23 protein-coding genes and 3 pseudogenes are annotated in these 25,225 nt (G+C 68.8%); 18 read left to right on the top strand and 8 right to left on the bottom strand.

Going from position 1 to position 25,225, the window contains the following annotated elements; all coding sequences use genetic code 11:
• The first annotated feature begins 1 nt into the window (after position 1).
• From OHB21_RS36840 to OHB21_RS36830, 3 genes are all read left to right on the top strand, one after another.
• Positions 2 to 1,234, top strand: a complete 1,233-nt coding sequence (locus OHB21_RS36840; protein ID WP_067510259.1) for an RNA polymerase sigma factor — start codon at positions 2 to 4, stop codon at positions 1,232 to 1,234.
• A 77-nt stretch (positions 1,235 to 1,311) separates the two neighbouring features.
• Positions 1,312 to 1,551: a hypothetical protein gene (locus OHB21_RS36835; RefSeq protein WP_067510261.1), complete on the top strand. Its 240-nt coding sequence runs from the start codon at positions 1,312 to 1,314 to the stop codon at positions 1,549 to 1,551.
• A gap of 14 nt (positions 1,552 to 1,565) precedes the next feature.
• Positions 1,566 to 1,748: a hypothetical protein gene (locus OHB21_RS36830; protein WP_228791541.1), complete on the top strand. Its 183-nt coding sequence runs from the start codon at positions 1,566 to 1,568 to the stop codon at positions 1,746 to 1,748.
• Between the two features lie 7 nt (positions 1,749 to 1,755).
• On the opposite strand, the gene nadE is transcribed toward OHB21_RS36830, so the two are convergent.
• Positions 1,756 to 2,580, bottom strand: a complete 825-nt coding sequence (gene nadE / locus OHB21_RS36825) for an ammonia-dependent NAD(+) synthetase (protein WP_195125941.1) — start codon at positions 2,578 to 2,580, stop codon at positions 1,756 to 1,758.
• Between the two features lie 6 nt (positions 2,581 to 2,586).
• On the bottom strand, positions 2,587 to 3,255 hold the full coding sequence (locus OHB21_RS36820; protein ID WP_407675102.1) for a TetR/AcrR family transcriptional regulator: 669 nt from the start codon (positions 3,253 to 3,255) through the stop codon (positions 2,587 to 2,589).
• A 96-nt stretch (positions 3,256 to 3,351) separates the two neighbouring features.
• Between OHB21_RS36820 and OHB21_RS36815 the strand changes: the two genes are divergently transcribed.
• From OHB21_RS36815 to nrdE, 6 genes and pseudogenes are all read left to right on the top strand, one after another.
• Positions 3,352 to 3,918 (top strand): NAD(P)H-dependent oxidoreductase, encoded by a 567-nt coding sequence (locus tag OHB21_RS36815; protein ID WP_067510266.1) that lies wholly within the window; start codon positions 3,352 to 3,354, stop codon positions 3,916 to 3,918.
• Positions 3,919 to 4,353: 435 nt separating this feature from the next.
• On the top strand, positions 4,354 to 4,587 hold the full coding sequence (gene nrdH / locus OHB21_RS36810; protein ID WP_067510268.1) for a glutaredoxin-like protein NrdH: 234 nt from the start codon (positions 4,354 to 4,356) through the stop codon (positions 4,585 to 4,587).
• A 47-nt stretch (positions 4,588 to 4,634) separates the two neighbouring features.
• A complete protein-coding gene (gene nrdI / locus OHB21_RS36805) occupies positions 4,635 to 5,096 on the top strand; it encodes a class Ib ribonucleoside-diphosphate reductase assembly flavoprotein NrdI (RefSeq protein ID WP_067510270.1) in 462 nt (153 codons plus the stop codon).
• A gap of 62 nt (positions 5,097 to 5,158) precedes the next feature.
• A pseudogene (locus OHB21_RS36800) lies at positions 5,159 to 5,632 on the top strand (ribonucleotide reductase N-terminal alpha domain-containing protein); the annotation flags it as partial.
• A pseudogene (locus OHB21_RS36795) lies at positions 5,621 to 6,826 on the top strand (LAGLIDADG family homing endonuclease); the annotation flags it as partial. The pseudogenes OHB21_RS36800 and OHB21_RS36795, both read left to right, overlap by 12 nt.
• Positions 6,827 to 6,850: 24 nt before the next feature.
• Positions 6,851 to 8,467 (top strand): annotated as a pseudogene (gene nrdE / locus OHB21_RS36790) (class 1b ribonucleoside-diphosphate reductase subunit alpha); the annotation flags it as partial.
• A gap of 53 nt (positions 8,468 to 8,520) precedes the next feature.
• On the opposite strand, the gene OHB21_RS36785 reads toward nrdE, so the two are convergent.
• Positions 8,521 to 8,874: a DUF6086 family protein gene (locus OHB21_RS36785; protein ID WP_067510453.1), complete on the bottom strand. Its 354-nt coding sequence runs from the start codon at positions 8,872 to 8,874 to the stop codon at positions 8,521 to 8,523.
• A 146-nt stretch (positions 8,875 to 9,020) separates the two neighbouring features.
• On the opposite strand from OHB21_RS36785, the gene OHB21_RS36780 reads away from it, so the two are divergent.
• The gene (locus OHB21_RS36780) at positions 9,021 to 10,421 is read left to right on the top strand and encodes a DUF2252 domain-containing protein (RefSeq protein WP_195125939.1); all 1,401 of its coding nucleotides are present in this window, start codon (positions 9,021 to 9,023) and stop codon (positions 10,419 to 10,421) included.
• Positions 10,422 to 10,464: 43 nt separating this feature from the next.
• Here OHB21_RS36780 and OHB21_RS36775 read toward each other — a convergent pair whose 3' ends face one another.
• Positions 10,465 to 11,457 (bottom strand): LLM class F420-dependent oxidoreductase, encoded by a 993-nt coding sequence (locus tag OHB21_RS36775; RefSeq protein WP_195125938.1) that lies wholly within the window; start codon positions 11,455 to 11,457, stop codon positions 10,465 to 10,467.
• Positions 11,458 to 11,642: 185 nt separating this feature from the next.
• Between OHB21_RS36775 and OHB21_RS36770 the strand changes: the two genes are divergently transcribed.
• Together OHB21_RS36770 and mgtE are read left to right on the top strand one after the other, a co-directional pair.
• Positions 11,643 to 12,143, top strand: coding sequence for a hypothetical protein (locus OHB21_RS36770; protein WP_067510457.1), 501 nt, complete (start codon positions 11,643 to 11,645; stop codon positions 12,141 to 12,143).
• 357 nt (positions 12,144 to 12,500) lie between these two features.
• Positions 12,501 to 13,865, top strand: coding sequence for a magnesium transporter (gene mgtE / locus OHB21_RS36765; protein ID WP_067510274.1), 1,365 nt, complete (start codon positions 12,501 to 12,503; stop codon positions 13,863 to 13,865).
• A 28-nt stretch (positions 13,866 to 13,893) separates the two neighbouring features.
• On the opposite strand, the gene OHB21_RS36760 is transcribed toward mgtE, so the two are convergent.
• Complete coding sequence (locus OHB21_RS36760) at positions 13,894 to 14,871, bottom strand: hypothetical protein (protein ID WP_067510276.1); 978 nt, start codon at positions 14,869 to 14,871, stop codon at positions 13,894 to 13,896.
• 347 nt (positions 14,872 to 15,218) lie between these two features.
• On the opposite strand from OHB21_RS36760, the gene nrdF reads away from it, so the two are divergent.
• Complete coding sequence (gene nrdF / locus OHB21_RS36755) at positions 15,219 to 16,181, top strand: class 1b ribonucleoside-diphosphate reductase subunit beta (RefSeq protein WP_067510278.1); 963 nt, start codon at positions 15,219 to 15,221, stop codon at positions 16,179 to 16,181.
• 199 nt (positions 16,182 to 16,380) lie between these two features.
• Here the strand turns inward: nrdF and OHB21_RS36750 are convergent, their stop codons facing one another.
• The 3 genes from OHB21_RS36750 to OHB21_RS36740 all read right to left on the bottom strand — a co-directional run bounded on the left by OHB21_RS36750 (position 16,381) and on the right by OHB21_RS36740 (position 19,437).
• On the bottom strand, positions 16,381 to 17,253 hold the full coding sequence (locus tag OHB21_RS36750) for a dioxygenase family protein (protein WP_195125937.1): 873 nt from the start codon (positions 17,251 to 17,253) through the stop codon (positions 16,381 to 16,383).
• A gap of 107 nt (positions 17,254 to 17,360) precedes the next feature.
• Positions 17,361 to 18,428 carry an ABC transporter substrate-binding protein gene (locus OHB21_RS36745; RefSeq protein ID WP_067510459.1) on the bottom strand — a complete coding sequence of 356 codons (1,068 nt, stop codon included), beginning with the start codon at positions 18,426 to 18,428 and terminating at the stop codon, positions 17,361 to 17,363.
• Between the two features lie 217 nt (positions 18,429 to 18,645).
• Positions 18,646 to 19,437 carry a VOC family protein gene (locus tag OHB21_RS36740; protein ID WP_067510282.1) on the bottom strand — a complete coding sequence of 264 codons (792 nt, stop codon included), beginning with the start codon at positions 19,435 to 19,437 and terminating at the stop codon, positions 18,646 to 18,648.
• A 238-nt stretch (positions 19,438 to 19,675) separates the two neighbouring features.
• Here OHB21_RS36740 and ctaD point away from each other — a divergent pair, with 238 nt between their 5' ends.
• The 5 genes from ctaD (at position 19,676) to OHB21_RS36715 (ending at position 25,166) form a co-directional block, all read left to right on the top strand.
• Positions 19,676 to 21,418 (top strand): aa3-type cytochrome oxidase subunit I, encoded by a 1,743-nt coding sequence (ctaD, locus tag OHB21_RS36735; RefSeq protein WP_084537772.1) that lies wholly within the window; start codon positions 19,676 to 19,678, stop codon positions 21,416 to 21,418.
• Positions 21,419 to 21,537: 119 nt separating this feature from the next.
• On the top strand, positions 21,538 to 22,773 hold the full coding sequence (serB, locus tag OHB21_RS36730; RefSeq protein WP_067510286.1) for a phosphoserine phosphatase SerB: 1,236 nt from the start codon (positions 21,538 to 21,540) through the stop codon (positions 22,771 to 22,773).
• Between the two features lie 54 nt (positions 22,774 to 22,827).
• On the top strand, positions 22,828 to 23,262 hold the full coding sequence (locus OHB21_RS36725; protein WP_195125936.1) for a protease inhibitor I42 family protein: 435 nt from the start codon (positions 22,828 to 22,830) through the stop codon (positions 23,260 to 23,262).
• Between the two features lies 1 nt (position 23,263).
• Entirely contained in the window at positions 23,264 to 24,043 is a 780-nt protein-coding gene (locus OHB21_RS36720; protein WP_067510290.1) for a peptidyl-tRNA hydrolase, read from the top strand.
• A 289-nt stretch (positions 24,044 to 24,332) separates the two neighbouring features.
• Positions 24,333 to 25,166, top strand: coding sequence for an ABC transporter ATP-binding protein (locus OHB21_RS36715; protein ID WP_067510292.1), 834 nt, complete (start codon positions 24,333 to 24,335; stop codon positions 25,164 to 25,166).
• The last annotated feature ends 59 nt before the right edge of the window (positions 25,167 to 25,225 follow it).

Genomic DNA, 25,225 nt, shown 5'->3' with positions numbered 1-25,225 from the left:
CGTGCGCACCGGCCCGGCCGTCACCCTCGACGCGGTCTACCGCGCCGAATTCGGCCGGGCCGTGGCGACCGTGGCCCGGCTGGCGGGCGATATCGGGCTGGCCGAGGACGCGGTGCAGGAGGCGTTCGCCGACGCGATGCGCACCTGGCCCGAGCGCGGGTGGCCCGCCAATCCGGGCGCCTGGATCACCACGGCCGCCCGGCACCGCGCCCTGGACCGGTTGCGGCGCGAATCGGCCAGGGCGGACAAGGAATACGACGCGGCACTGCTGCGCGCGCCGGTCGAGGAGGCCGAGGTGTCCCCGGTGGCCGATGACCAGCTGCGGATGATCTTCACCTGCTGCCATCCGGCGCTGTCGCCGCCGTCGCAGGTGGCGCTCACCCTGCGCCTGGTGTGCGGCCTGCGCACGGCCGAGATCGCGCGGCTGTTCCTGCAACCGGAACACACGGTGGCGCAACGGCTCACGCGCGCCAAGGCGAAGATCCGCCAGGCCGGTATCCCGCTGCGGGTGCCGCCGCCGCACCTGCTGCCCGACCGGGTGCCGGTGGTGCTGTCGTGCGTGTATCTGGTGTTCACCGAAGGGTATTCGGCGACCTCCGGTCCGGTCGCGGTGCGCGACGAACTGTGCGACGAGGCGATCCGGCTCGGCAGGCTGGTGTGCGGACTGCTGCCGGAGGAACCGGAGGCGCGGGCGTTGCTCGCGCTGATGCTGTTGCAGGACAGCAGGCGTGCACAGCGCCGGTCCGCCGACGGGGAATCGGTGCCGCTCGACGAGCAGGACCGCGCGCGGTGGGATCGCGCCGCGATCGCGGCCGGACTGTCCTGTCTGCACGCGGCGGCGGCCGGGGGATCGGGACCGTATCTAGCGCAGGCACGCATCGCCGCGGCGCACGCCACGGCGCCGAGCTGGGGCGAAACCGATTGGCACGCGGTACTTTCCGGCTACGACGAGCTGCTCGGGTATGCCGATTCCCCGGTGATCCGCGTGAATCGCGCCGTGGCGGTGGGTTTCGCGCACGGCTTCGCCGCCGGTCTCGCGGCACTGAACGAGGTGGCGGCCGATCCGCGGCTGGCCGGTACCCACGTCGTGCCCGCCACCCGCGCCGACCTCTTGCGCCGGGCGGGCCGCCCGCGCGAGGCCGCCGAACACTATCGCGCCGCGCTGGCCACCGTCGGCAACGACCAGACCCGCCGCTTCCTCGCCCGCCGTCTCGCCGAGGTCGAGGCGGGCTGAATCCGCCGGATCCGTACCTGGCCGGCGACGGTCCGCGATTCCTCCCGCGAGTACCAGGTTCTCTCGGAAGGAGTCGCATGGCTGGCACGGTGCTGGCGTTCTACCTGGTGTTCGCCGCGGGCGGATTCGGTTGGCGCAGTCGGCTGCACTACCGGCGCACGGGGCCGACCGGATTACTCGGGGAGCGTGGCGAGCACGGGTCGGCGGCGTGGTTCGCGGAGCTCTCGTTCGTCGTGGCGGTGGTGTGCGCGGTGGCGGCCCCGGTCGCCCAGCTGTTCGGTTGGTGGACCCGATCTCGTTGCTGGACAACGGAATAGTTCGAACCATCGGTGTGCTTCTCGCGCCGGCGGGCCTGGTGTGCACCGTGGGCTTCGCGCTGGTCGTCGCCGGCATCGAAGGACACGTCCGCGTGGTGGAGGAGCCGTATCTGCGCCGCGTGCACGGCGATCGCTACCGGGACCACACCGCCGAGGTGGGGCGCTTCGTCCCGCTGCACGGCCGCACCGCCCGCTGAAAGTCGTTCAGCGCCACCAGGTGTCGAGCGGCGTCACGGGTACGGTGCGCTTGTGCCTGGTGTTGGTGAAGATCGACTCCAGCTTCGCGGCGACCTCGGGGGCGACGTCCTTGCCCTCGAGGTAATCGTCGATCTCGCTGTAGCGCAGGCCGAGCGCCTCCTCGTCGGGCAGCGCGGGCCGGTCGTCCTCCAGATCGGCGGTGGGCACCTTCGACCAGATGCTGGCGGGTGCGCCCAATTCCTGGAGCAGCGCCGCGCCCTGGCGCTTGGTGAGCCCGGTGAGCGGGGTCAGGTCCACGCCGCCGTCGCCGTACTTGGTGAAAAACCCGGTGACGGCCTCCGCCGCGTGATCGGTGCCCACCACCAGCAGGTTCTCCTGTCCGGCCAGGGCGTACTGGATCACCATCCGCTCGCGGGCCTTGATATTGCCGCGCACGAAATCCCGCAGCCGCTCGGCGCCCAGCGCGGCGGCGGCCTCGGCGGCGACGGCGTCGGCGCCCGGTCGCACGTCCACGGTGACCGCGCGATCCGGCGCGATGAACGTCATCGCGATCGCGGCGTCGGCCTCGTCGGCCTGCACGCCGTAGGGCAGGCGCACCGCGAGGAAGGTGGCGTCGTGGCCCTCGGCGCGCAGCTCCTCGGCCGCCAGCTGGCACAGCCTGCCGGTGAGCGCGCTGTCCTGTCCGCCGCTGATGCCGAGCACGAATCCCCGTGCGGGCGTGGCGCGCAGGTACTCCTTCAGGAAGTCGACCCGCCGCCGCACCTCGACCTTCGGTTCGATCTCGGGCCGGACGCCCAGTTCGGCGATGATCTGTTCGCGCACGCTAGCCATGACGCCTCACTCTACCGGCGGGCGCGGCGCGACCAGCCGGCGTACGAGCACCTCCCAGTTGTCGCCGATCTGCTCGAGCGTGTAGCCGAGCACGCCGCGCTGATGCACCACCAGCAGGGCGCCGAGCGGGGCGAGCAGCGTATCGGCGAGCAGCGGGATCTCGCCCGACGCGTCGGCCTCGCGCAGCAGCATCATGAGGTGCGCCTTGTGCAGGTTGTACGGGCTGCCCGCGTACCGTTCGGCGGCCTCGCCGACCTCCGCGGCCCGGTGCAGATGCCCCTCCAGCTCGTAGTCGGTGAGCCGCGCGCGGCCGAACGCGACGATCCGCTCCAGGGGCGGCACGCCGGGGCCCAGCGGCGGCGGGCCGAACATGAACGCCTCCTGGAACTTGCGTTCGGAGTGGTCGAGCAGCGCCAGCATCAGGCCGGCGCGGCTGCCGAACCGCCGGAACACCGTGCCCTTGCCGACGCCGGCGCGCTTGGCGACCTCGTCCATGGTCAGGTTGTCGACGCCGTGCTCGCGCACCAGTTCCTGGGCGGCGTCCAGCAGCAACCTGCGGTTGCGGGCGGCGTCGGCGCGCTCGGTGGGCTCGCCGGGACCGAGCCGGACGGCGCCGACGGGGAGCAGCGGACGCTCGGCGAGCGGGCCGCCGGACGAAGGTGTGCGGTAGGTCACAGAGATTCTCGCCGTCTCCCGGGAAGTAATCGGACCGAGGTCCGGTTAATCACGAAGGTAAGCAGGGACATCACATTCAGTACACCAGGAGATCTCATGGCCCAGACCCGGATCCTCGCACTCGTCGGCAGCCTGCGCGCGGGCTCGATCAACCGGCAGCTCGCCGAGGCCGCCGCGCAGACGGCGCCGGAGGGCGTCGAGATCGACATCTACGAAGGCCTCGGCGACATCCCGTTCTACAACGAGGACATCGACACCCCCGAGTCGGCGCCCGCAGCCGCCGAGCGGCTGCGCACCGCCGTCGGCGCGGCCGACGCCCTGCTGGTCATGACCCCGGAGTACAACGGCACTCTCTCGGCCGTGCTGAAGAACGCCATCGACTGGATCTCGCGCCCCTATGGCGCCGGTGTCATCAAGGGCAAGCCCGTGGCCATCGTGAGCGCGTCGATCAGCCCGAACGCCGCGCAGTGGGCGCACGGTGACGCGGTCAAGTCCGTGGGCGTCGCGGGCGGTGTCGTGGTGGAGGGCGCGCACGCGCACTTCGGCGTCATCGGCCAGCGCTTCGGCGAGGCGCACCCCCGCGAGGACGCCGAGGCGCTGACCCAGCTGGGCGCTTCCGTGCACGAGCTGCTCGAAGCGGTGCGGGCCGGCGTCTCCGCCTGATCTCGTCTCCGCCGCGCCCCCGCCTCGGTTCGCGAGGCGGGGGCGCTCGCGTGTGCCGGGTGTGCCGCGATGGGTCGTCCGGGGTGTTCGAGCCGGGTGTGGCGGGTGTGACGGAAGTGTTTGCTGAAGAAACGCTGCGACACAAAACTGTGATCTGGGGCACTGTCGTGTCGGGTTGCGAATCGAGCGTCCTGGTACTTCTGCCGGTGAAATTACATCTTTGCGACTCGCAACATGTCGTGTCGTTTCTTTCTGTCGGCCACTAGGTGTAGTGTCTTCGGTACTGGAAGACGGCGCGAGACACACCGCGTTGGGCTCCACCCCGAGGGGGCGTGAGCAGGAGTTTCTCGACCTGATCCAGGAGTTTGCGCAGCGTACGTCGGAACACGCACTGCACACGGATCACCGGCTGTGGATCAGGAGAGAGGGACACCAATGACCATCACCGTTTACACCAAGCCCGCTTGCGTTCAGTGCAATGCCACCTACAAGGCGCTCGACAAGGCCGGGGTGGACTACGAGGTCGTCGACATCTCCGTGAACGACGAGGCGCGTGACTACGTCATGGCGCTGGGATACCTGCAGGCGCCGGTCGTGGTGGCGGGCGAGGACCACTGGTCCGGCTTCCGCCCCGACCGCATCAAGGCCCTCGCCACCGTGGCGGCCTGATCGACACCAACCGGTCCGGTTCATCCGGGAAGGCAGGAGGGCAGGCCGTGACCGCGGACAACGCGCTGGTCTATTTCTCCAGCGCCTCGGAGAACACGCACCGTTTCGTCGAGAAGCTGGGCCTCCCGGCGACTCGCATACCGCTGCACACCGCCGATTCGCTGCGCGTGGACGAACCCTACGTGCTGATCGTCCCCACCTACGGGGGCGGTCGGCACGTCCTGGGGGGGAACCGATCCGACAAGGACTTCGTGCCGAGACAGGTCGCCAAGTTCCTCAACGATCCGCACAACCGCGCCCTGCTGCGCGGCGTGATCGCGGCGGGCAACACGAACTTCGGCGACACCTATTGCTATGCGGGAAAGGTGATCTCGCGCAAGTGCGGGGTGCCGTACCTGTACCGCTTCGAACTCATGGGAACCGCGCAGGACGTCGAGCGCGTCCGAGAGGGATTGGGATTGTTTTGGCAACAGCAACGACAGCGCCCGCTGGAAAGTCGGCCCGCCTAGAACAGCCGCCGGTGCGCACCGACGCCGCGACCGAGGGCCTGGACTACCACGCGCTCAACGCGATGCTGAACCTGTACGGTCCGGACGGCCGGATCCAGTTCGACAAGGACCGTGAGGCCGCCCGGCAGTACTTCCTCCAGCACGTCAACCAGAACACCGTCTTCTTCCACAATCTGGACGAGAAGCTGGACTACCTGGTCGAGGAGAACTACTACGAGACCGAGGTACTCGACAAGTACAGCCGCGAGTTCATCAAGAGCCTGTTCCAGCAGGCCTACGCCAAGAAGTTCCGGTTCCCGACCTTCCTCGGCGCGTTCAAGTACTACACCTCGTACACGCTCAAGACCTTCGACGGCAAGCGCTACCTGGAGCGGTTCGAGGACCGGGTCTGCATGGTCGCGCTGACCCTGGCCGACGGTGACGAGGACCTGGCCCGCAAGCTGGTCGAGGAGATCATCGACGGCCGCTTCCAACCGGCCACCCCCACCTTCCTCAACTCCGGCAAGAAGCAGCGCGGCGAACCGGTGAGCTGCTTCCCGGCGGGCACACCGGTGGACACCATCGACGGACCCCGCGCCATCGAGACCCTGCGACCCGGCGATCGTGTGCTGTCCCACGACGGCTCTTTCCGCGTGGTGGAGACGCTGGTGGAGAACCCGAACGATCAGGCGCTGGTGTCGATTTCGCACTTCGGGCACAAGGAGCCGATTCGGTGCACTCCCGAGCATCCGATCCTGGTGTGGACCTCCCGTGAGGTCGACACGTTGATCGACGGCGATGGTGCCGATCCGTTCAACGGGTTCGTGTGGTTGGCGGCGCGCGACGTGCAGCCCTCCGATTTCATCGTGACAGCGGCACCGTTGGGTGAGCGGGCTCCGCGTGTGTTCGACCTCATGGATTACGTTGGTGAGGGTATCTACGAAGAGGTTGACGGCCTGATCCGAAAAGTGAACGTCGACGGGGAACGCCGGAATAAGCCGCGTCACAGCGAAAGATTTATTGCAGTCAATCGCTACGTCGAGGAGTCCTACGAGCTGGGCTTGATTCTTGGCTGGTACCTCGCTGAGGGGCACGTCTCAAAGCAAGTGGGTATTGCGGAACTGCAGCCGACTGGCGTTCATTTTACGCTTGGTGCACACGAACTTGAGTACCACGCCGAGCTCAGTCGGGCTTTCAAGCAGGTTTTCGGTGCAGAGTTGTCATTGCGCACCGTCCAGTCTGACAATTCGACTCGGATGTCCTGCCAGAGCAAGTGTGTAGCGTTGCTACTATTTTCTCTTGTCGGAGCCGGATATGCCACCAAGCGGCTTTCGGGCGAGGTCATGACTGCCGATGACGGTTTCCTGCGTGGCCTGCTGAGCGGTCTGTTCCGCGGCGACGGATGCAGCACAGCAGGCGGGATGGTGCTCGACTTGGTCAACCCGGAGCTGATAGATCAGGTGCAGTTGCTTTTACGTCGACTTGGTGTCGTGTCAGTTGTACGTAATTACATCAATCAGGCGGGCAATGTCACCGGCCAGATCTTCGTGCCCGGCCTTCCCGGCACGAACGAAGAGTTCATCTTCGACGTCGGTAAGAATCTGCAAAACTACGTCGGCCGCAAGGGCGTGAAGCGTACGACCTACCAGGTGGTGCACGGTCGTCACGTCTATGGTGTCCGCGCGATCGAGCACACGACCGAGACCCCGGAAAAGGTGTACAACCTCCACGTCGAGGGCACCCACACATACACAATTCGCGGCACGGTTGTGCACAACTGCTTTCTTTTACGCATCGAGGACAATATGGAGTCCATCGGGCGCTCCATCAACTCGGCGCTGCAGCTGTCCAAGCGCGGCGGCGGTGTCGCGTTGCTGCTCAGCAACATTCGCGAGCACGGCGCGCCGATCAAGAAGATCGAGAATCAGTCCTCGGGCGTCATCCCGATCATGAAGCTGCTGGAGGACTCGTTCTCCTACGCCAACCAGCTGGGCGCGCGGCAGGGCGCGGGTGCGGTGTACCTGCACGCGCACCACCCCGACATCTACCGCTTCCTCGACACCAAGCGTGAGAACGCGGACGAGAAGATCCGCATCAAGACGCTCTCGCTGGGCGTGGTGATCCCCGACATCACCTTCGAGCTGGCGAAGAAGAACGAGGACATGTACCTGTTCTCGCCCTACGACGTGGAGCGCATCTACGGCAAGCCGTTCGCCGACGTCGACGTCACCGAGAAGTACTACGAGATGGTCGACGACAAGCGCATCCGCAAGTCGAAGATCAAGGCGCGCGAGTTCTTCCAGACCATCGCCGAGCTGCAGTTCGAATCGGGCTACCCGTACATCATGTTCGAGGACACGGTGAACCGGTCCAACCCGATCGCGGGCAAGATCACCCACTCCAACCTGTGCTCGGAGATCCTGCAGGTCTCCACGCCCTCGGAGTTCAACGAGGACCTGTCCTACTCGAAGGTGGGCAAGGACATCTCGTGCAACCTCGGGTCGCTCAATATCGCCAAGGCGATGGACTCGCCCGATTTCGCGCGCACCATCGAGGTGTCGATCCGCGCGCTGACCGCGGTGTCGGATCAGACCCACATCTACTCGGTGCCCTCCATCGAGCAGGGCAACAACTCCTCGCACGCCATCGGCCTGGGGCAGATGAACCTGCACGGGTACCTGGCGCGCGAACGGATCCACTACGGGTCCGAAGAGGGCATCGACTTCACCAACATCTACTTCTACACCGTGGTCTATCACGCGATCCGGGCCTCGAACCTGATCGCGAAGGAGCGCGGCACCTATTTCGGCGGGTTCCCGGAGTCCAAGTACGCCAGCGGTGAGTACTTCGACAAGTACACCGACCAGGTGTGGGAGCCGAAGACCGACCGGGTGCGGCAGCTGTTCGCCGACGCGGGCGTGCACATCCCCACCCAGGAGGACTGGCGCGAGCTGAAGGCCTCGGTCATGGAGCACGGCATCTACAACCAGAACCTGCAGGCGGTGCCGCCGACCGGGTCGATCTCCTACATCAACCACTCCACCAGCTCGATCCACCCGGTGGCGTCGAAGATCGAGATCCGCAAGGAAGGCAAGATCGGCCGCGTCTACTACCCGGCGCCCTACATGGACAACGACAACCTCGAGTACTACGAGGACGCCTACGAGATCGGCTACGAGAAGATCATCGACACCTACGCCGCGGCCACCCAGCACGTGGACCAGGGCCTGTCGCTGACGCTGTTCTTCAAGGACACCGCCACCACCCGCGACCTCAATAAGGCCCAGATCTACGCCTGGCGCAAGGGCATCAAGACCCTCTACTACATCCGCCTGCGCCAGATGGCGCTGGAAGGGACCGAAGTCGAGGGCTGCGTGAGCTGCATGCTCTGAGCATCGTCGGAGTTCGGGGCGGCTTCCATTGGGAGGCCGCCCCTTTCGGCGTTCTAGCGCGGCATCGAGAGCGTGCGCGCCCACGCCGCGAAATCCCGCTCGGCGGTGGAACGGGGCTCGATCGGGCGACCGGCGCGGTCGAGCATCACGATCGCCGGCCCGAGCACCCCGGCGAGCAGGGCTCGCTGGATCTCGTGGTGCCGCGTGAAATACACCTCGCGCACGGCCGTGATCAGGCCCTCGAACGCGTCGATGTCGATCTGCCACAGGTCCTCGGCCTCCGCGGTCAGGCCGCTGGGCACGCCCAGCACGTCCGCGATGTTCAGGGCCGCGCGCACATACAGGTCGCCGACCCGCAGGGCGGGGCTCCACACGGTCTCACCGCCGACGTCGAAGACGTAGCTCATCTCGTCACTGTGCCGCACGCTGGTCGGGTTCGGCGGGCGCGGTGGTGAATTCGACAGCTGCGGGGTTGCTCGCGGCCTATGCTGTGGGCAGTTCGCACACCCGTTGTGCCGGAGCGTGCTCGACGGCACCGAGTCCAGGAGGCGGGATGACCCTCGCTGCCACCGTCGAGCCGGAAGAACTCGACCCTCCACTGTCACCGCGGGCGGGGATCGAGCGGCCCGAGCGGGGCGCGCGGGGGCGGGAGGCGCGCAAGATCGTGTCGCGCTCGGCGCTGGGGGACTGGGACCCGGACCGGCGCGGACACGACGCCCTGGAGACCATTCTCGCCCAGAACGCCATGCGCGCAACGGATCTGGTGCCGATCCGGATGGCGCGGATGGCGGCCTCGCCGTGGACCTACTATCGCGGGGCGGCCGCGGTGATGGCCGCCGATCTGGCCTCGCGTCCGCACACCGGGATCGAGGTGCAGCTGTGCGGGGACGCGCACGTGCTCAACTTCGGCATGTGGGCCAGTCCCGAACGCAACCTCGTCTTCGACCTGCGCGACTTCGACGAGACGCTGCCCGGCCCGTTCGAATGGGACCTGCTGCGCTTGGGGGCCTCGCTGGTGGTGCTCGCCCGGGAGAACGGGGTGTCGCCCGAGCGGGCCGACGCGGCGGTCGCGGCCACCTCGGCTGGCTACCGGGAGGCCATGGCCGAGTACGCGGGCACGCCCGAGATCGACATCTGGTACGAGCGGGTCGACGTGCAGGACTTCCTCGGCTACTTCGGGCCGCGGGCGCGGAAGATGGCGACCCAGCAGATCGAGCGCAAGGTGCGCAAACGCACCAGCCGCGGCGCGTTCGAGAAGCTCACCGAGATCCGCGACGGACGGCGGCGCATCACCCAGCAGCCGCCGTTCCGCATCGAGGTCGGCGACGACCACCGCAGGCTGGCCGCCGCCATCGTGCACGGGTACGCCGAATCCGTGCCCGACCACATCTGGTCGCTGCTCACCCGCTACCGCGTGATCGACGTGGTGCGGCAGGTGGTCGGCGTGGGCAGCGTCGGCATGCGGGTGCTGCTGGCGCTGCTGGAGGAACGCCGCACCGGCGACCCGTTCTTCGTGCAGGTCAAACAGGCGGGCCCCTCGGTGTACGAGAACTTCCTCGCGCCGAGCCGCTACGACAACCACGGCTCCCGCGTCGCGCACGGCCAGCGCATGCTCCAGGCCACCACCGACCAGTTCCTCGGCTGGACACGCGTCGCCGACATGGACTTCTACGTCCGCCAGTTCCGCGATATGAAGATCACCGCCGACGGCCCCATGGTGGCGCCCCAGCTCGAACACTTCGCCCGCGCCTGCGCCAGAGTCCTGGCCCGCGCCCACGCCCGCTCCGGCGACGCCTCCCGCATCGCCGACTACCTCGGCACCTCCCCCCGCACCGACACCACCCTGGTGAATTTCGCCAACGCCTACGCAGACCAAACCGAACGCGACCACACCCAACTCGTCACCGCCATCGCCGACGGACGGGTGGATGCGTATGAATCTGGATGGGCCTGAGGGAGTTCGGTTCCGTCGCGAACACCGATACCGGCGCACCCACTCAGCGCAGGGCCGGGATCACTTCGCGTTCGAAGAGTTCGATACCGGAGGTGTCGTACGCCGACTCGGGGAAGTTGAGGATGGCGTAGGCGAGGCCGAGGTCGCCGACCTTGCCCAGATTCTCCACGATCTGCTCCGGGGTGCCGACGGTGGCGGACGTGCCGAACTGTTCCTGCACGCGCAGGGCGGCGGCCTCCTCGCCGACGAACGGGGCCAGGCGGGCGCGCAGGTCGTCGAGGCGCTGCTGGACCTCGGCTTCGGTGGCGCCGATCGCGACGTTGAAGTTGGCGGTGCGCGTGATCGCGTCGAAATCGGTGCCCACCTCGGCGCAGTGGTCGCGCAGGATGTCGGACTTGCGGGTGAACTCCTCGATCACGCCGCTGAAGTTGGTGTAGTTCGCGTACTTCGCAGCGATGCGCAGCGTCTTCTTCTCTCCGCCGCCCGCGATCCACAGCGGGATGCCGCCCTCCTGCAAGGGCAGCGGGCGCACGATCGCGCCGTCCACCTGATAGTCCTCGCCGTCCAGGGTCGCGACGCCGGTGGTCCACGCCTGCCGGAAGATCTGCACGCCCTCGTCGAGGCGGCGCAGGCGCTCACCGGCCGGCGGGAAGCCGTAACCGTAAGCGCGCCACTCGTGTTCGTACCACCCCGCGCCGATGCCCATCTCGACGCGTCCGCCGGAGATGATGTCGGCGGTCGCCGCCACCTTCGCCAGGTACACGGGGTTGCGGTAGCTGATCGCGGTACACATCTGGCCGAGCCGCACCCGCGAGGTGACCGCGCCGAACGCCGAGATCAGCGTCCACGCCTCGTGCGTCGCCTCCTCGGTCGGCACCGGCACGGTGTGGAAATGGTCGTACACCCAGATCGACTCCCACTCCGGACGCGCGTCGGCCCGCTGCGCCAGCCCCCGCATCACCTCCCACTGCGCGGCGGGCTCGATCCCCACCAGATCCAACCGCCACCCTTGCGGAACGAACAATCCGAAGCGCACCGCGCTCTCCTTCCGGGCATGACTCGACAGACGACGACCCGCCGCCCCCACCCACTCTCACCGCCCCACCCCCCACGATCAACCATTTAACGCGCGCCGCGCCGAACTCCGGGCCACTGCGGGACTGCCGAAAATGGGTCGACCGGGGTGGGGTGGGTGGGTCATGCTGGCCGGAGATGAATGAGATGAACAGAGTTGGGCTCGGAGTGGATTTCGGGCGGGTGATTCAGGGGGCGACGTTGGCTTCGGGGGAAGCCGACACGGTGTTCCTGTCGGGTGGGTTCGCGGAGGCGATGCGAACTCCGGCCAGCCCCAACGCTTTCGAAGTGATCGCCAGGCTGGTGCCGCTGTTCGCGGGGCGGGCGTGGGTGATCTCCAAATGCGGTCCGCGGGTGCAGGAGCGCACCCGGCAGTGGCTCGAGCACCACGATTTCCACGGGCGCACCGGCATTCCGCGCGAGAACGTGCGGTTCTGCCTGCGTCGCCACGAGAAGGCGGCGCACTGCGCCGAACTCGGCATCACCCACATGATCGACGACCGGCTGGACGTGCATCGCGCCTTGCGCGGGCTGGTGCCGCACCTGTATCTGTTCGGCGTCCAGCCCGAACCGGCGCCGGACTGGGTCGAGCACGTGGCGACGTGGCCCGCCGTGGAGACGGCCGTGGTGGCCTCGGTCACCCGATAGCGCCGGTGCGTGACGGATCACGCGGGCGAAGCGGAATCCGTTGCGGTGACACCGATCCCGGCGAATCGGACCACGCACCAGGCGACACGCCAACCGATGTGATCATTTCCGCGGGGGCGTGTATCCTGCGGCGGGGACGCATTCGTGTCCGATCACTGTGGAAATCCTTTGGCGAGGCCGCGACCAGTCGGGTCGGGCCGGTGACGAGCGGGAGGTGGATGTCATGCGCAGTGAACCTCCCAGTCGAAGGCCGCGCGGCGCCGCCCCTTCGCATACCCGGTAGGTCTGCGTCCAGGGTGGGCGCCCGCGCGGTGTACCCGTGCTCTCTTACACCCCACGCTGTGCTGAGGACCTCCCATGTCGCAGATCGACCTGATCGAAGCACGTCCGACGACCCCTGAAACCCTCACCGACCTCGTCGCCGAACACCGGATGGCGGCCGCGCTGGACTGGCTCGGCGACCAGCCGCCGCACGTCATCGCCGACCAACTGGCCCGCATGGACGCGGTGCAGGCCGGCGTCGCCTTCCGCCTGCTCGACAAGGACCGCGCGCTGGCCGTCTTCGAGGAACTCGAACCGGTCGACCAGCAGCAGATCCTGCAGGGCCTGCGCGACCAGAGCTTCCGCGACCTGGTCGAGGGCATGGCCCCCGACGATCGCGCCCGCATGCTCCGCGAGGCCCCGGCCAAGGTCGCCAAGAAAGTGCTCGCCGGCCTGAGCCCGCGCGAGCGGCGCATGACCGCCAGCCTGCTCGGCTACCCCGAGGGGTCGGCGGGCCAGTACATGACGCCCGAAGTGGTCGCGCTGCCCCGGAACCTCACGGTCGCGCAGGCCCTGGCGATGGTCCGCGCGAAGGGCAGCGCGGCCGAGACCGTCTACACGCTGCCCGTGGTGGATTCGGGCCGCAGGCTCACCGGCATCGTCGAACTGCGTGAACTCGTGCTGGCCGAACCCGAGACCATGGTCTCGGAGCTGGTCGTCACCGAACCCGCGTTCGCGCGCGCCACCGACGCCGCCGAGAAGGCGGCCCGGCTGATGCGCGAGACCAACGACATCAACCTGCCCGTCGTGGACAGCGAGGACCGCCTGGTCGGCCTGCTCACCATCGACGACGCGGTCGAGGTGATCGAGGCCGCCGACAGCGAGGACGTCGCCCGCCAGGCCGGTTCCGCGCCGTGGGAGGGCCACTACATGGCGGCCGGGGTGTTCCAGCTGGCCCGCTACCGGGCGCTGTGGCTGATGCTGCTGCTGTTCGCGGCGACGCTCACCGTGAGCGTGACCGGATTCTTCGAGGGCACCCTCGAGCAGGTCGCGCAGCTGGCGCTGTTCATCCCGCTGCTGATCGGCGCGGGCGGCAACGCGGGCGCGCAGGCCGCCACCGCGTGCGTGCGCGCGCTGGCGGTCGGCGAGGTGCGCGGCTCCGACCTGTTCAAGGTCATCTGGCGCGAGTGCCGAGTCGGCCTCGTGCTCGGAAGCCTCTTGGCCGCAGCGGGTTTGGCGATCGCTGCGGTGTTCGTCGGCCCGCGCATCGCGGTGGTCGTCGCGGTCACCCTGGTGTTGATCTGCGGGTGGGCCGCCACCATCGGCGGCACCATGCCGCTGCTGGCGAAGAAGCTGCGCATCGACCCCGCCGTGGTGTCGGCGCCGATGGTGACCACCCTGGTGGACGCCACCGGCCTCGTCATCTACTTCACCACCGCCAAGCTGGTGCTGGGCATCTGAGCGGCGAAAGACGCTGCGCGAGAACGGCTTACGAGATGGTCGGCAGCAGCTCGCGCAGCACGTCCTCGACCACGCCCTCGGTGCCCGTCGCGCGGACCGAGGGCACGGTCGGACTGCTGAACGTGCCCGGGTCGACGCCGGGGTAGAGTGCGGGGCCCACGACGGCGCTGTAGGAGCGGATGTTCCCGAACTCCCCGCCGCCGCTCGGGCCGAGCGCGTACACCGGGCGCTCACCCACGGTGAACGCGGCCTCGTCGCCGGTGGCGAGCGATTCTTCCTCGTACTCGTAGGTGACGATCACCTCGCTGTCCCGGTAGACGAAACGGCACACGCTCAGCGTCTGCTCATCGGCCGGGACGGTGACGCCGAGTTTCCCGGTGACGGCGCACGGATCGGCGCCGGTCAGCACGGTGCGCGCGCCGTCGGGTGAGGTGCCCGGTCGGGGGTCCTGCCACCACTCCGTCAGTGCCGACTCGGTCAGTTCGGTCGCGACCGCGCAGGCGTCCTGGTCGCGCGAAATGCGGATGTCGAGTACGAATTCCGCGCCGGAAGGGAGTTCCGCCGCCGCATGGCAGCCGAGCCGGGTCATCGAGGCGACGGACTCCTCGCCGAGAGCGTCGGCGTCGCTGAGCAGGCGCACCGAAGCATCGCCGACCTGGATGACCTCACCCTCCTCGGCTCGCTCCGACGCGGTGCCGGGCACCTCCACCGACCAGCTCAGCTCGATGCGCTCGTCCAGCGACTCCGGGCCGACCGAGGCCTGGCAGGCGGAGATGTCGTTCTGGGTAACCTCGCGCACCTCGCCGAGTTCGCCGAGCCGGTCCCGGGTCAGCAGCGCGCACGGATCGATCAGGCGGGCGCGCTCGAGCACCTCGAGACGCTGCTCCTCATTCGCCGGTGCCGTGCCCCAGAATCCACCGGTCGGCGCGGCCTCCTCGGCCGGATCACTCTGACAACCACTGACGGCGAGTGCCACGGCGGCGGCCGCGAGCAGGGTTCGGCGCACGGGAGTCCCCCTTCTTCGGTCCGGGCGCCCGGCTCGGGCGCGGCGACCGGAACCCGATCGCCGCGCCGAGTCTGCCGCACGGGCGCGGGCTGGGACAACAGGGCGCGCCCAGCTAACCCTGGGCGACACGCGCCGCGGAGTCGGGGGACCGCTGCATCGCCCCGGCGCCGCGTCGCGCACAATGGGTGCCGCGCGCGGCGGGTTCCCCACGGATCGAGGGGTCGGCATTCCGCAGTGTCGCGACACAAGGTGTTGTGCTGCATGGAGTTTTTACCCACAAGGAGTAGTGTTCGAGGGGGAGAAACTTCCGTGCGGACGTGTGCTCGCCGAAAGGGTGTGGAGGCAGGATGAAACTGATCGATCGGGTGTCGGCCATCAACTGGAATCGGGTGCCCGACGAGAAGGATGCCGAGGTCTGGGACCGGCTGACCGGCAACTTCTGGCTGCCGGAGAAGGTGCCGGTGTCCAACGACATCCCCTCGTGGAACACCCTCACCGCCGAGGAGAAGCAGCTCACCATGCGGGTCTTCACCGGCCTGACGCTGCTGGACACCATCCAGGGCACGGTCGGCGCGGTGAGCCTGATCCCCGACGCGCTCACCCCGCACGAGGAGGCGGTGCTCACCAATATCGCCTTCATGGAGTCGGTGCACGCGAAGAGCTACAGCTCGATCTTCTCCACGCTGTGCTCCACCCGCGAGATCGACGAGGCGTTCCGCTGGTCGGAGGAGAACCGCAACCTGCAGCGCAAGGCCGAGATCGTGCTGGCCTACTACAACGGTGACGATCCGCTCAAGCGCAAGGTGGCGTCCACGCTGCTGGAGAGCTTCCTGTTCTACTCCGGCTTCTACCTACCGATGCACTGGTCCTCGCGGGCCAAGCTCACCAACACCGCCGATATGATCCGCCTGATCATCCGCGACGAGGCGGTGCACGGCTATTACATCGGCTACAAGTACCAGAAGGGCCTGGAGCTGGTCTCCGAGGCCGAGCGCGACGAGCTGAAGAACTACACCTTCGAGCTGCTGTTCGAGCTGTACGACAACGAGGTGGAGTACACCCAGGACCTCTACGACGAGGTCGGCCTCACCGAGGACGTCAAGAAGTTCCTGCGCTACAACGCGAACAAGGCGCTGATGAACCTCGGCTACGAGGGCCTGTTCCCGAAGGACGAGACCGACGTCAATCCGGCCATCCTCTCGGCGCTGTCGCCCAACGCCGACGAGAACCACGACTTCTTCTCCGGCTCCGGGTCGTCGTACGTGATCGGCAAGGCCGTCAACACCGAGGACGAGGACTGGGAGTTCTGAGTTCCGTCCGTTGAACGGCGGCGGGTTGCCTTGCCCGCCGCCGTTTTTCGTTCCCGTGCCGGAGTGGGCGGGTTCGACTGTCCCGCAGGGTATTTCGTTCGCGCGTGGCGTCGGGGGCAGGGATCGTCTCGTGTGCGACGGTGGCTCGGACGGTGCCGTCGCTGGGAAAGTTCCTGCCCCGCAACGGGATCATCCTCACTCAGCGTCCCGGCGGGGGACCGCCCGGCCCGCCGCCGCCCGGTCCTGTTCCGGATTCGACGTTCTCTGACTTGGCCGCGACGCCGATTGTGAGCGAGACCGCGAGGCCGGTGGCCGGCGTCCCGGCGACGGTCGCCATCTCGGCGTCCCACCCGTCGCCGAAGACGTTGTCCGAGGCGAGCGTGACGCCGGACAGATTGCGCACGCTGGCGGAGTAGCCGGAGTCGTAGGCGAACACCTCGGTGCAGACCTCCTCGGGCAGGGCGATCTGCGAGGTCAGCCGGGCGTTGCTGCCGGCGACGGCGGTTTCCAGGGAGTCGTAGACCTCGAAGTGGATGTGCGGCCAGCGTCCCGTATAGCAGGCGGGGAAGATCGAGGTGAAGGTGACCTTGCCGGCGGAGTCCGCCACCTGCACCCCGCGCAGGTAGTTCTGTTCGGTGACGCCGGGGCTGTAGAGGGAGTAGTTGCCCTCGCGGTCGCAATGCCACACGTAGACCGCCATGCCCGCGCCGACCGCACCGGCGGCCAGATCGTGCAGCGAGAGTTCCAGCGTCATCGGAACACCTTGCGCCACTCCGGAATACGCGCCGAAGCTGCTCGTGATGTCGGAGCGCACCACGCCCGACTCGATCAGCACGTTGGGTCCGTTCGACCCGTCGCCGGGGTAGGGACCGGCGGTCTCCTGCGGCGCGGCCTCGGGCAGCTCCGAGGTGGTCGCGGTGGTCGTCGTCGCACCATCACTATCGGTTGCCGCGCACCCCGCGACCGCCGTCGCCGCCCCGGCGGCCCCCAGGAAGAACAGCGCCCGCCTGCGCGACATCACCCTCAGGTCGTGCGCCAACCCCAGATCGTGTTCGTCCCGTTCCTCGGCCATCCTGCGTCCTCCTTGCGGTTCCGTGTCCTGGCCGAAGGTAGGCGCGCCCACTCTGCCCACCCTGGGCAATCGCTGGGAGTTCGCTGTGAGGCGATGCGGGTGGTCGCTCAGTCGTTCACGTAGCCGTTGAGGGTGTCGCGCAGGTCGGTGAGGAGGGCGCGGGCGGCGGTGAGGCCGTCGCCGCGCCAGACATGGTCCTCCACCGCGAAGACGCGGCGGTCGGTGGACGCGCCGAGGTCCTTCCACTCGTCACCGCGCATGACCCGCTCGCCGTACTCGGTGCCCTCGGGGCCGGCCAGGATGACGTACACGAGATCGCCCTCGACCTCGGTCGCGTACGCGCCGGGCTGGACGTCGAAGGACGCCCGGCGCTGGGCGGCGGGGCGGCGCACGCCGACGTCGGCCAGCACCTGGCCCGCGAAACTGTTGTCGCCCTGGACCTGGACGGTGTCGGCGGTGATCCGCACGACCGACGCCTCGGTGAGTTCGGCCGCCAGCGCGACACCGGTCTCGCGGGCCTCGGTCCGGTAGGCCGTGAGGGCCGCGTCGGCGGCGGCGCGGCGGTTCAAACCTTCTGCGTAGGCGGTGAATTCGGCCTGCCAATTGGCCGGCGAACCCACCAGCACGGTCGGGGCGATGGCGCTGAGCGCCTCGTAGGTGGCCGCGCCCGACGGCACATCACCGAGGATGACGTCGGGGTTCAGCTCGGCGATCTTCGCCGGATCGGGGGCGGCGGCCGTCCCGAGGCCGGGGATCTCCAGCACGCCGTAGCCGAGGAACATCGGCTGCGGGCGCTCCCCGGGCACCGTCACCGCGCCCACCACACGCTCCCACAGCCCGACCGCGCACGCCGCGTCCAGCGCCGAGGTGGTGAGCACGACGATGCGCTGCGGATCGGCGGGCACCTCCGTGACGCCCGCCGCGTGCGTGACGCTTCGCGTCGCGCCACTGGCGTCGGGCGCGCTCGGCAGCGGGCACGCCTGCGTGGTGTCGCGCTCCAGGCCGACCACGCCCGCGCCCGCGATGCTGGTCGTGGTGCGCACGATGGAGCTCGCGGGATCGGACTCCGAGGAGCATCCGGCCATCGCGGCGGCACAGCAGACGGCCACGGCGGCCGCGCCGAACCGGGCGGCGACAGTGCGGAATCGGGTGCGTACGAGTGCGCTCACCGGCATGCGGGAGAGGGTACAGGCGCGCGGGACGCGGGGGTTCGCGGGTGCGCCCCGCGCGTCGCCACGTGACGCCGGGGCGGCGAACTGCCCGGCGTGCGCACCCGTCACGCGATCGGATCGAAGCCCGCACCCCTCGTCGGCGGGCCTCGATCCCACACGTCAGCGCCCGCTGGCATTCGGTTCGCGTCGTGACCCACGCTGAACCGCGCCCGGTCGCGATTCAGTCCGCGTCGCCACCCAGGCTGAACCGCGCTCCGGTCGGATCGAGCACCGTCGCCATCCGGCCGTACGGGCTGTTCTCCGGCGGGTTCACCACCTGCCCGCCGAGTTCGACGACGCTCTCGACGGTCTTGTCCACGTCGTCGGCGCCGAAGTACACGCCCCAACCCAGCGCCGCGTCGCCGGGTTCGAAGCGGGCCGTGTCGGCCACGCCGCCCAGCATCGGGCTGGTGGCGTGAATCGTGCTGTAGCGGAAGGCCGGATCGTCGGAGATCACGAAGACGTCGGACCAGCCGAACACGTCGCGGTAGAAGGCCAGCGCCGCGTCGTAGGCGCGGCTGTTCAGCTCGAACCAGGACGGCGCGCCCGCGCAGTCGCGCCACCGTCCGCTCTCCACCAGCGCGTCGGTCTCGATGCCGGGGAAGGTGCCCGCCTGCCACACGCCGACGCTCGCGCCGCCCGGATCGCCGAGCACCGCCATCACACCGAGATCGGCCACGTCCATGGGTTCGAGCTGCACCGAACCGCCGTGCGACACGGCCGCGGCCGCGGTGGCGCGCGCGTCCGACGCGGCCAGATAGACGGTCCACAGGTCGGGACCGGTGTCGCCTTCCTGCTTGCCCATGCCGCCCGCGACGGCGAGTCCGTCCTTACGGAAGGTGATGTAGCCGCCGAAATCCTCGTTGCGTTCGGCGGTCCAGCCGAACAGATCGCCGTAGAAGGCGATGCTGCGGTCGGGATCGGCGGTGTAGAGGTCGACCCACACGGGGTCTCCTGGCCTGACGGTGCTCATGCGCGTCTCCTCGCAGGTGGGAACACTGACACCGGTACAGACCCCGCCCGCGCCGGGAACTCATCGGTCACCCCTGGGAATCGGGGAAATACGACGCAGAGTAGGACCCGTGTCTCCAGCGGCCCCGGCACCGTTTACGATCACTGGAGCGCAAGCGAACTGTCCGCTGTCTCGGAAACGGGATGGAGGCGAGCAGCGGAGCCTGCGGAGCGACCTAAAGGCACCTTCAGGAGGATCAGTGACTGCGGTAGAGCCCAGACCAGTCCCTCAGTTGGAAGCGACTCGACCGTATCCGGCCAGGACCGGACCCAAGGGTTCTTTCCTCTACAAGATGGTCACCACGACCGACCCCAAGGTGCTCGGCACCATGTATCTGGTGACCGCGATCAGCTTCTTCATGGTCGGCGGTCTGATGGCGCTGCTGATGCGTGCCGAGCTGGCGCGCCCCGGCATGCAGTTCCTCTCGCCCGAGCAGTTCAACCAGCTGTTCACCATGCACGGCACGATCATGCTGCTGTTCTACGCGACGGCGATCGTGTTCGGCTTCGCCAACATCATCCTCCCGCTGCAGATCGGTGCCCCCGACGTCGCCTTCCCGCGCCTGAACGCCTTCAGCTACTGGCTGTACCTGTTCGGCGGCTCCATGGCGACCGCGGGCTTCGTCACCCCGGGCGGCGCGGCCGACTTCGGCTGGACCGCCTACGTCCCGCTGACCGACATCCTGCACTCGCCCGGCGTCGGCACCGACCTGTGGATCCTGGGCCTGGCCGTCTCCGGTCTGGGCACCATCCTCGGTGGCGTGAACATGCTGACCACGGTCGTCTGCCTGCGCGCGCCCGGTATGACCATGTTCCGGATGCCGATCTTCACCTGGAACATCGCCGTCACCAGCGTGCTCGTGCTGCTGGCCTTCCCGCTGCTCACCGCCGCGCTGTTCGGCCTCGCCTACGACCGGCACCTGGGCGGCCACATCTACGACCCGGCCACCGGTGGCATCCTGCTCTACCAGCACCTGTTCTGGTTCTTCGGCCATCCCGAGGTGTACATCATCGCGCTGCCGTTCTTCGGCATCGTGTCCGAGATCTTCCCGGTCTTCAGCCGTAAACCGATCTTCGGTTACACCACGCTGGTGTACGCGACGCTCGGCATCGCGGCGCTGTCCATCGCGGTGTGGGCGCACCACATGTACGCCACGGGTGCGGTGCTGCTGCCGTTCTTCTCGTTCATGACCTTCCTCATCGCCGTCCCGACCGGTGTGAAGTTCTTCAACTGGATCGGCACCATGTGGCGCGGGCAGTTGACGTTCGAATCACCGATGCTGTGGTCGATCGGCTTCCTGGTGACCTTCCTCTTCGGTGGCCTGTCGGGTGTCATCCTGGCCTCGCCCCCGATGGACTTCCACGTGTCGGACACCTACTTCGTGGTGGCGCACTTCCACTACGTGCTCTTCGGCACCATCGTGTTCGCCACCTTCGCGGGCATCTACTTCTGGTTCCCGAAGATGACCGGCCGCATGGTGGACGAGCGCCTGGCCAAGTGGCACTTCTGGGCCACCTTCGTCGGCTTCCACACCACGTTCCTGGTGCAGCACTGGCTGGGTAACGAGGGCATGCCGCGCCGCTACGCCGACTACCTGCCGTCGGACGGTTTCACCACGTTGAACACGATCTCCACGATCGGCGCGTTCGTGCTGGGCGCCTCGATGCTGCCGTTCATCTGGAACGTCTTCAAGAGCTACCGGTACGGCGAGGTCGTCACGGTGGACGATCCATGGGGCTACGGCAACTCCCTGGAGTGGGCCACCTCCTGCCCGCCGCCGCGGCACAACTTCTACGAGCTGCCGCGCATCCGCTCCGAGCGTCCCGCCTTCGAACTGCACTATCCGCACATGGTGGACCGCATGCGGGCCGAGGCGCACGTGGGCTGGGGCTCGGGCAAGCACGCCCACACCGTCAGCGAAGGTGAGCTGGCAAAGCACTAGCATGCAACGGACGAGTGTGCACCCGCTGGTCGACGGCGGGTGCACACTCGTTTGGTGAGCACGTGACACCCCGGACGAATCGCGACAACGGCGCCGCACGCAGGGGAGTACCCACAGACATGGAGCACAGCGACTTGGCCGACACCACCGTTCTCGTCACCGTCACCGGGCCCGACCGGCCCGGCGTGACGTCCGTGCTGCTCGCGGCGATGTCGCGGCACCAGGTGAGCCTGCTCGACGTGGAGCAGGTGGTGATCCGCGGTCGCCTCACCCTGGGTGTGCTGGTCACCTGCCCCAACGATCCGGAGGCGTTGCAGGACGAGCTCGAAGAGGCGATGAACACCGTCGGCATGTCGGTCGACGTGGAGGTGGGCGCCGCCACCGCGCGTCCGCCGATGTCGACGCACGCCGTGGTGGTGCTGGGCGCGCCGGTCACCGCGCGGGCGTTCAGCGCGGTGTCGCGGCAGCTGGCCGCGCTCGGCGCGAATATCGACACCATCCGCGGCATCGCCGACTACCCGGTGACGGGCATGGAACTGCTGGTCACCGCGACCGACACCGGCGCCGACACCGATTCCCGGCTGCGCACCGCGCTGGCCGAGGTGGCGGTGGCCGAGGAAGTGGACGTCGCGGTGGAGCGGGCCGGTCTGGCGCGGCGCGGCAAGCGGCTCATCGTGTTCGACGTCGATTCCACGCTCATCCAGGGCGAGGTCATCGAGATGCTGGCCGCGCACGCCGGAGTGGAGGACCAGGTCCGCGAGGTCACCGAGGCGGCCATGCGCGGCGAGATCGACTTCGCCGAATCGCTGCGCCAGCGCGTCGCGACGCTGGCCGGTCTGGACGAGTCGGTGATCGAGGAGGTGGCCGACCGCATCGAGCTCACCCCCGGCGCGCGCACCACCATTCGCACGTTGCGCCGCATCGGTTTCCGTTGCGGTGTGGTGTCGGGCGGGTTCCGCCAGGTGATCGAGCCGCTGGCGCACGAACTCGAACTCGACTTCGTGCAGGCGAACACGCTCGAGATCGTCGACGGCAAGCTCACCGGCCGGGTGGTCGGCAAGATCGTGGACCGCGCCGCGAAGGCCGTGGCGCTGCGCGAGTTCGCGGCCGAGGCGGGCGTGCCGATGGAGCAGACGGTGGCGGTCGGCGACGGCGCCAACGACATCGACATGCTGAACGCGGCCGGTCTGGGTGTCGCGTTCAACGCCAAGCCCGCGCTGCGCGAGGTCGCCGACACCGCGCTCTCGCACCCGTACCTGGACGCCGTGCTGTTCATCCTCGGGGTGACGCGGCACGAGGTGGAGGCGGCGGATGCCCGCGACGGGTTGCTGCGCCGGGTCCCGCTGAACCAGTAGGGGGCGCCGGCGTCGGTAGGGTTGGGCGGCAACGAAGTCGGCGATCGGAGGGTTGTGGTGCGCAAATCCCTGCTCGTGCTCCTGCTCGGAGTGACCGTCGCCGCGTGCGGCTCAGGCGATCCCGCGAGCACCACCCCACCGACCCCGCCCGCGCAGGAGGACGCCGTGCATCTCACCGAAGCCGATGAGGGACAGGAACGCACGGTGCGCGTGGGGGAGCGGTTCACGATCACGCTGCCCAGCAACCCGTCCACCGGCTACACCTGGCGGCTGGCCGCGCTGGATCGCGCCGTCGTCGACCAGGTCGGCGAATCGGACTTCCGGAACGAGGGCGACGGCCCGGTCCTGCCCGGTGCGGGCGGCGTCGAGGTGTGGACCTTCGCGGGGAATGCGGCGGGCACGACCGGGCTCGCACTGGAGTACACGCGGCCCTGGGAGCACGGGGTGGAACCGGCGCGCACGTTCACGGTGACGATCGAGGTGGAGTGATATGAGCGGTCCCGAGCCGGGTGCGGCGGTGGGCGAACTGCCCACGGACGAGGCGGGTTTCCGCCTCCGGCACGCCGAACTCGCCCTCGGCTACGGCGGCGGGGCCGACCCCGAGGATCCGGCGCGCGTGCTCGCCATGCAGATGGTGCTGCACCTGCCCAAGGTGGATCCGCCCGCGCGCAGTGCCCTGCTCGCGGCGGCCGCGGCGTCGGCGGTCGCGCTCTGCCTGGACGAGCGTGTCGGGCCCGGCGGCGTATGGGAACAGCCGTATCTCGCGTGGAAGCGCTCCCGGATCCGCAAGGTCGCGCGACGGGCCCGTGGTGCGCAATGGGTGGCCGCGGGGGAGGTCGACGGCGTGACCGTCGAGATCGACGGCGCCCAGGCGCGCGCTTTCGTGCCGGGGCCGGTCGGCGAGGTGGACCCGCGGATCAAGCGGCTCCAGATCGGCGGCACCGACCTCGAACACGACGACCCCGGCCCCGCCGATCCGGATCTGCCCGTGCTGTGGGTGAATTCGGCGCTCGGCATGACGCTCGGCAAATCCGCCGCGCAGGTGGGGCACGCGAGCATGCTGCTGGCCGGTGCGCTCTCCGCCGACGGCGCATACCGGTGGGCCGAGGCCGGATTCCGTTGTGCCGTCCGCGAATCCGATCCGGAGCGGTGGCGCGCGCTGACGCGCCGGGTAGCCGAGGGATCGGCGGTGGCCGTGCGCGACGCGGGCTTCACCGAGATCGCGCCCGGCTCGCTGACGGTGATCGCGGTGGCGCCCGACGCGTGGTGAGTCGCGGACCTGCGACACTGGTAGGGACCCGGCACCGGCGCCGTGCGTGTCGCGAGCGGCGGATCGGGTACCCGACTCGGACATAGGCCAGGTCACCGGAGGACTGTCATGACGACGCTGTTGTGGGTGCTCGCCGCGTGGGTGCTGCTCTCGATACCGGTCGCGTTCGTCGTGGCCAGGATGTTCCGGAAGGGCGCAGCGCCACCGGAGCGCGGTGTCCCGGCGTCGCGGGCCGCGCGCTCGCGACGGAGATGGGGCGGGCGGGCGAGTTCGGCGGCCGTGGGCCAAGATGGAGCGCGTGCCGCAACCGGATCCGGATCTGCTCATTGATTTCACCGACGTGACCATCCGACGATCGGGACACACCCTCGTCGGTCCGGTCACCTGGCAAGTAGAACTCGACGAACGCTGGGTGGTGCTCGGCCCCAACGGGGCGGGCAAGACCTCGCTGCTGCGCATGGCCGCCGCGGAGGTGCACCCCACCTCCGGCACCGCGCATCTGCTGGGCGAAGTGCTCGGCAAAGTCGCCGTCTCCGAACTGCGCCCGCGCATCGGCCTGTCGTCGGCGGCGGTGGCGGGCCGGGTGCCGATCGACGAGAAGGTCAGCGACCTGGTGGTGTCGGCCGGGTACGCCGTGCTGGGCCGCTGGCGCGAACGCTACGACGACATCGACACCGACCGCGCCGTCGACATGCTGGAAAGCCTGGGCGCCGAACACCTTTCCGACCGCACCTACGGCACCCTGTCCGAGGGGGAGCGCAAGCGGGTGCTGATCGCGCGCGCGTTGATGACCGACCCGGAACTGCTGCTGCTGGACGAACCCGCCGCCGGCCTGGACCTGGGCGGCCGGGAGGAACTGGTGGAGCGCCTGGGCGATCTGGCCGCCGACCCCGACGCTCCCGCCATGGTGCTGGTGACCCACCACGTGGAGGAGATCCCGCCCGGCTTCACCCACGGCATGCTCCTCAACGAGGGTGAAGTCGTCGCCCAGGGCCTGCTCTCCGACGTGCTCACCTCCGAGAACCTCAGCGAGGCGTTCCGCCAGTCCATCACCCTCGACCGGGTGGACGGGCGCTACTTCGCCCGCCGCTCGCGGCGCGCGGGCAAGCACCGCTCGCGGTAGGGGAGACAGGGCGGCGCACCCGGCGCGCGGCCGTCAGGGGCCCGGTTATGGTGGCTGGG

The organism is Nocardia puris, assembly GCF_036051655.1.
Lineage (GTDB): Bacteria > Actinomycetota > Actinomycetes > Mycobacteriales > Mycobacteriaceae > Nocardia > Nocardia puris.
Note: the sequence above shows the minus strand (reverse complement) of the source record. Positions and strands in the feature narration are given on the sequence as shown.

Excerpts from the sequence above, each read along its gene's own strand:
- OHB21_RS36835 (WP_067510261.1), top strand. The coding sequence starts at position 1,312 with ATGGCTGGCACGGTGCTGGCGTTCTACCTGGTGTTCGCCGCGGGCGGA.
- nadE (WP_195125941.1), bottom strand. The coding sequence starts at position 2,580 with ATGGCTAGCGTGCGCGAACAGATCATCGCCGAACTGGGCGTCCGGCCC.
- OHB21_RS36815 (WP_067510266.1), top strand. The coding sequence starts at position 3,352 with ATGGCCCAGACCCGGATCCTCGCACTCGTCGGCAGCCTGCGCGCGGGC.
- nrdH (WP_067510268.1), top strand. The coding sequence starts at position 4,354 with ATGACCATCACCGTTTACACCAAGCCCGCTTGCGTTCAGTGCAATGCC.
- OHB21_RS36785 (WP_067510453.1), bottom strand. The coding sequence starts at position 8,874 with ATGAGCTACGTCTTCGACGTCGGCGGTGAGACCGTGTGGAGCCCCGCC.
- OHB21_RS36780 (WP_195125939.1), top strand. The coding sequence starts at position 9,021 with ATGACCCTCGCTGCCACCGTCGAGCCGGAAGAACTCGACCCTCCACTG.
- OHB21_RS36770 (WP_067510457.1), top strand. The coding sequence starts at position 11,643 with ATGAACAGAGTTGGGCTCGGAGTGGATTTCGGGCGGGTGATTCAGGGG.
- mgtE (WP_067510274.1), top strand. The coding sequence starts at position 12,501 with ATGTCGCAGATCGACCTGATCGAAGCACGTCCGACGACCCCTGAAACC.
- nrdF (WP_067510278.1), top strand. The coding sequence starts at position 15,219 with ATGAAACTGATCGATCGGGTGTCGGCCATCAACTGGAATCGGGTGCCC.
- OHB21_RS36750 (WP_195125937.1), bottom strand. The coding sequence starts at position 17,253 with ATGGCCGAGGAACGGGACGAACACGATCTGGGGTTGGCGCACGACCTG.
- OHB21_RS36745 (WP_067510459.1), bottom strand. The coding sequence starts at position 18,428 with ATGCCGGTGAGCGCACTCGTACGCACCCGATTCCGCACTGTCGCCGCC.
- OHB21_RS36740 (WP_067510282.1), bottom strand. The coding sequence starts at position 19,437 with ATGAGCACCGTCAGGCCAGGAGACCCCGTGTGGGTCGACCTCTACACC.
- serB (WP_067510286.1), top strand. The coding sequence starts at position 21,538 with ATGGAGCACAGCGACTTGGCCGACACCACCGTTCTCGTCACCGTCACC.
- OHB21_RS36720 (WP_067510290.1), top strand. The coding sequence starts at position 23,264 with ATGAGCGGTCCCGAGCCGGGTGCGGCGGTGGGCGAACTGCCCACGGAC.
- OHB21_RS36715 (WP_067510292.1), top strand. The coding sequence starts at position 24,333 with ATGGAGCGCGTGCCGCAACCGGATCCGGATCTGCTCATTGATTTCACC.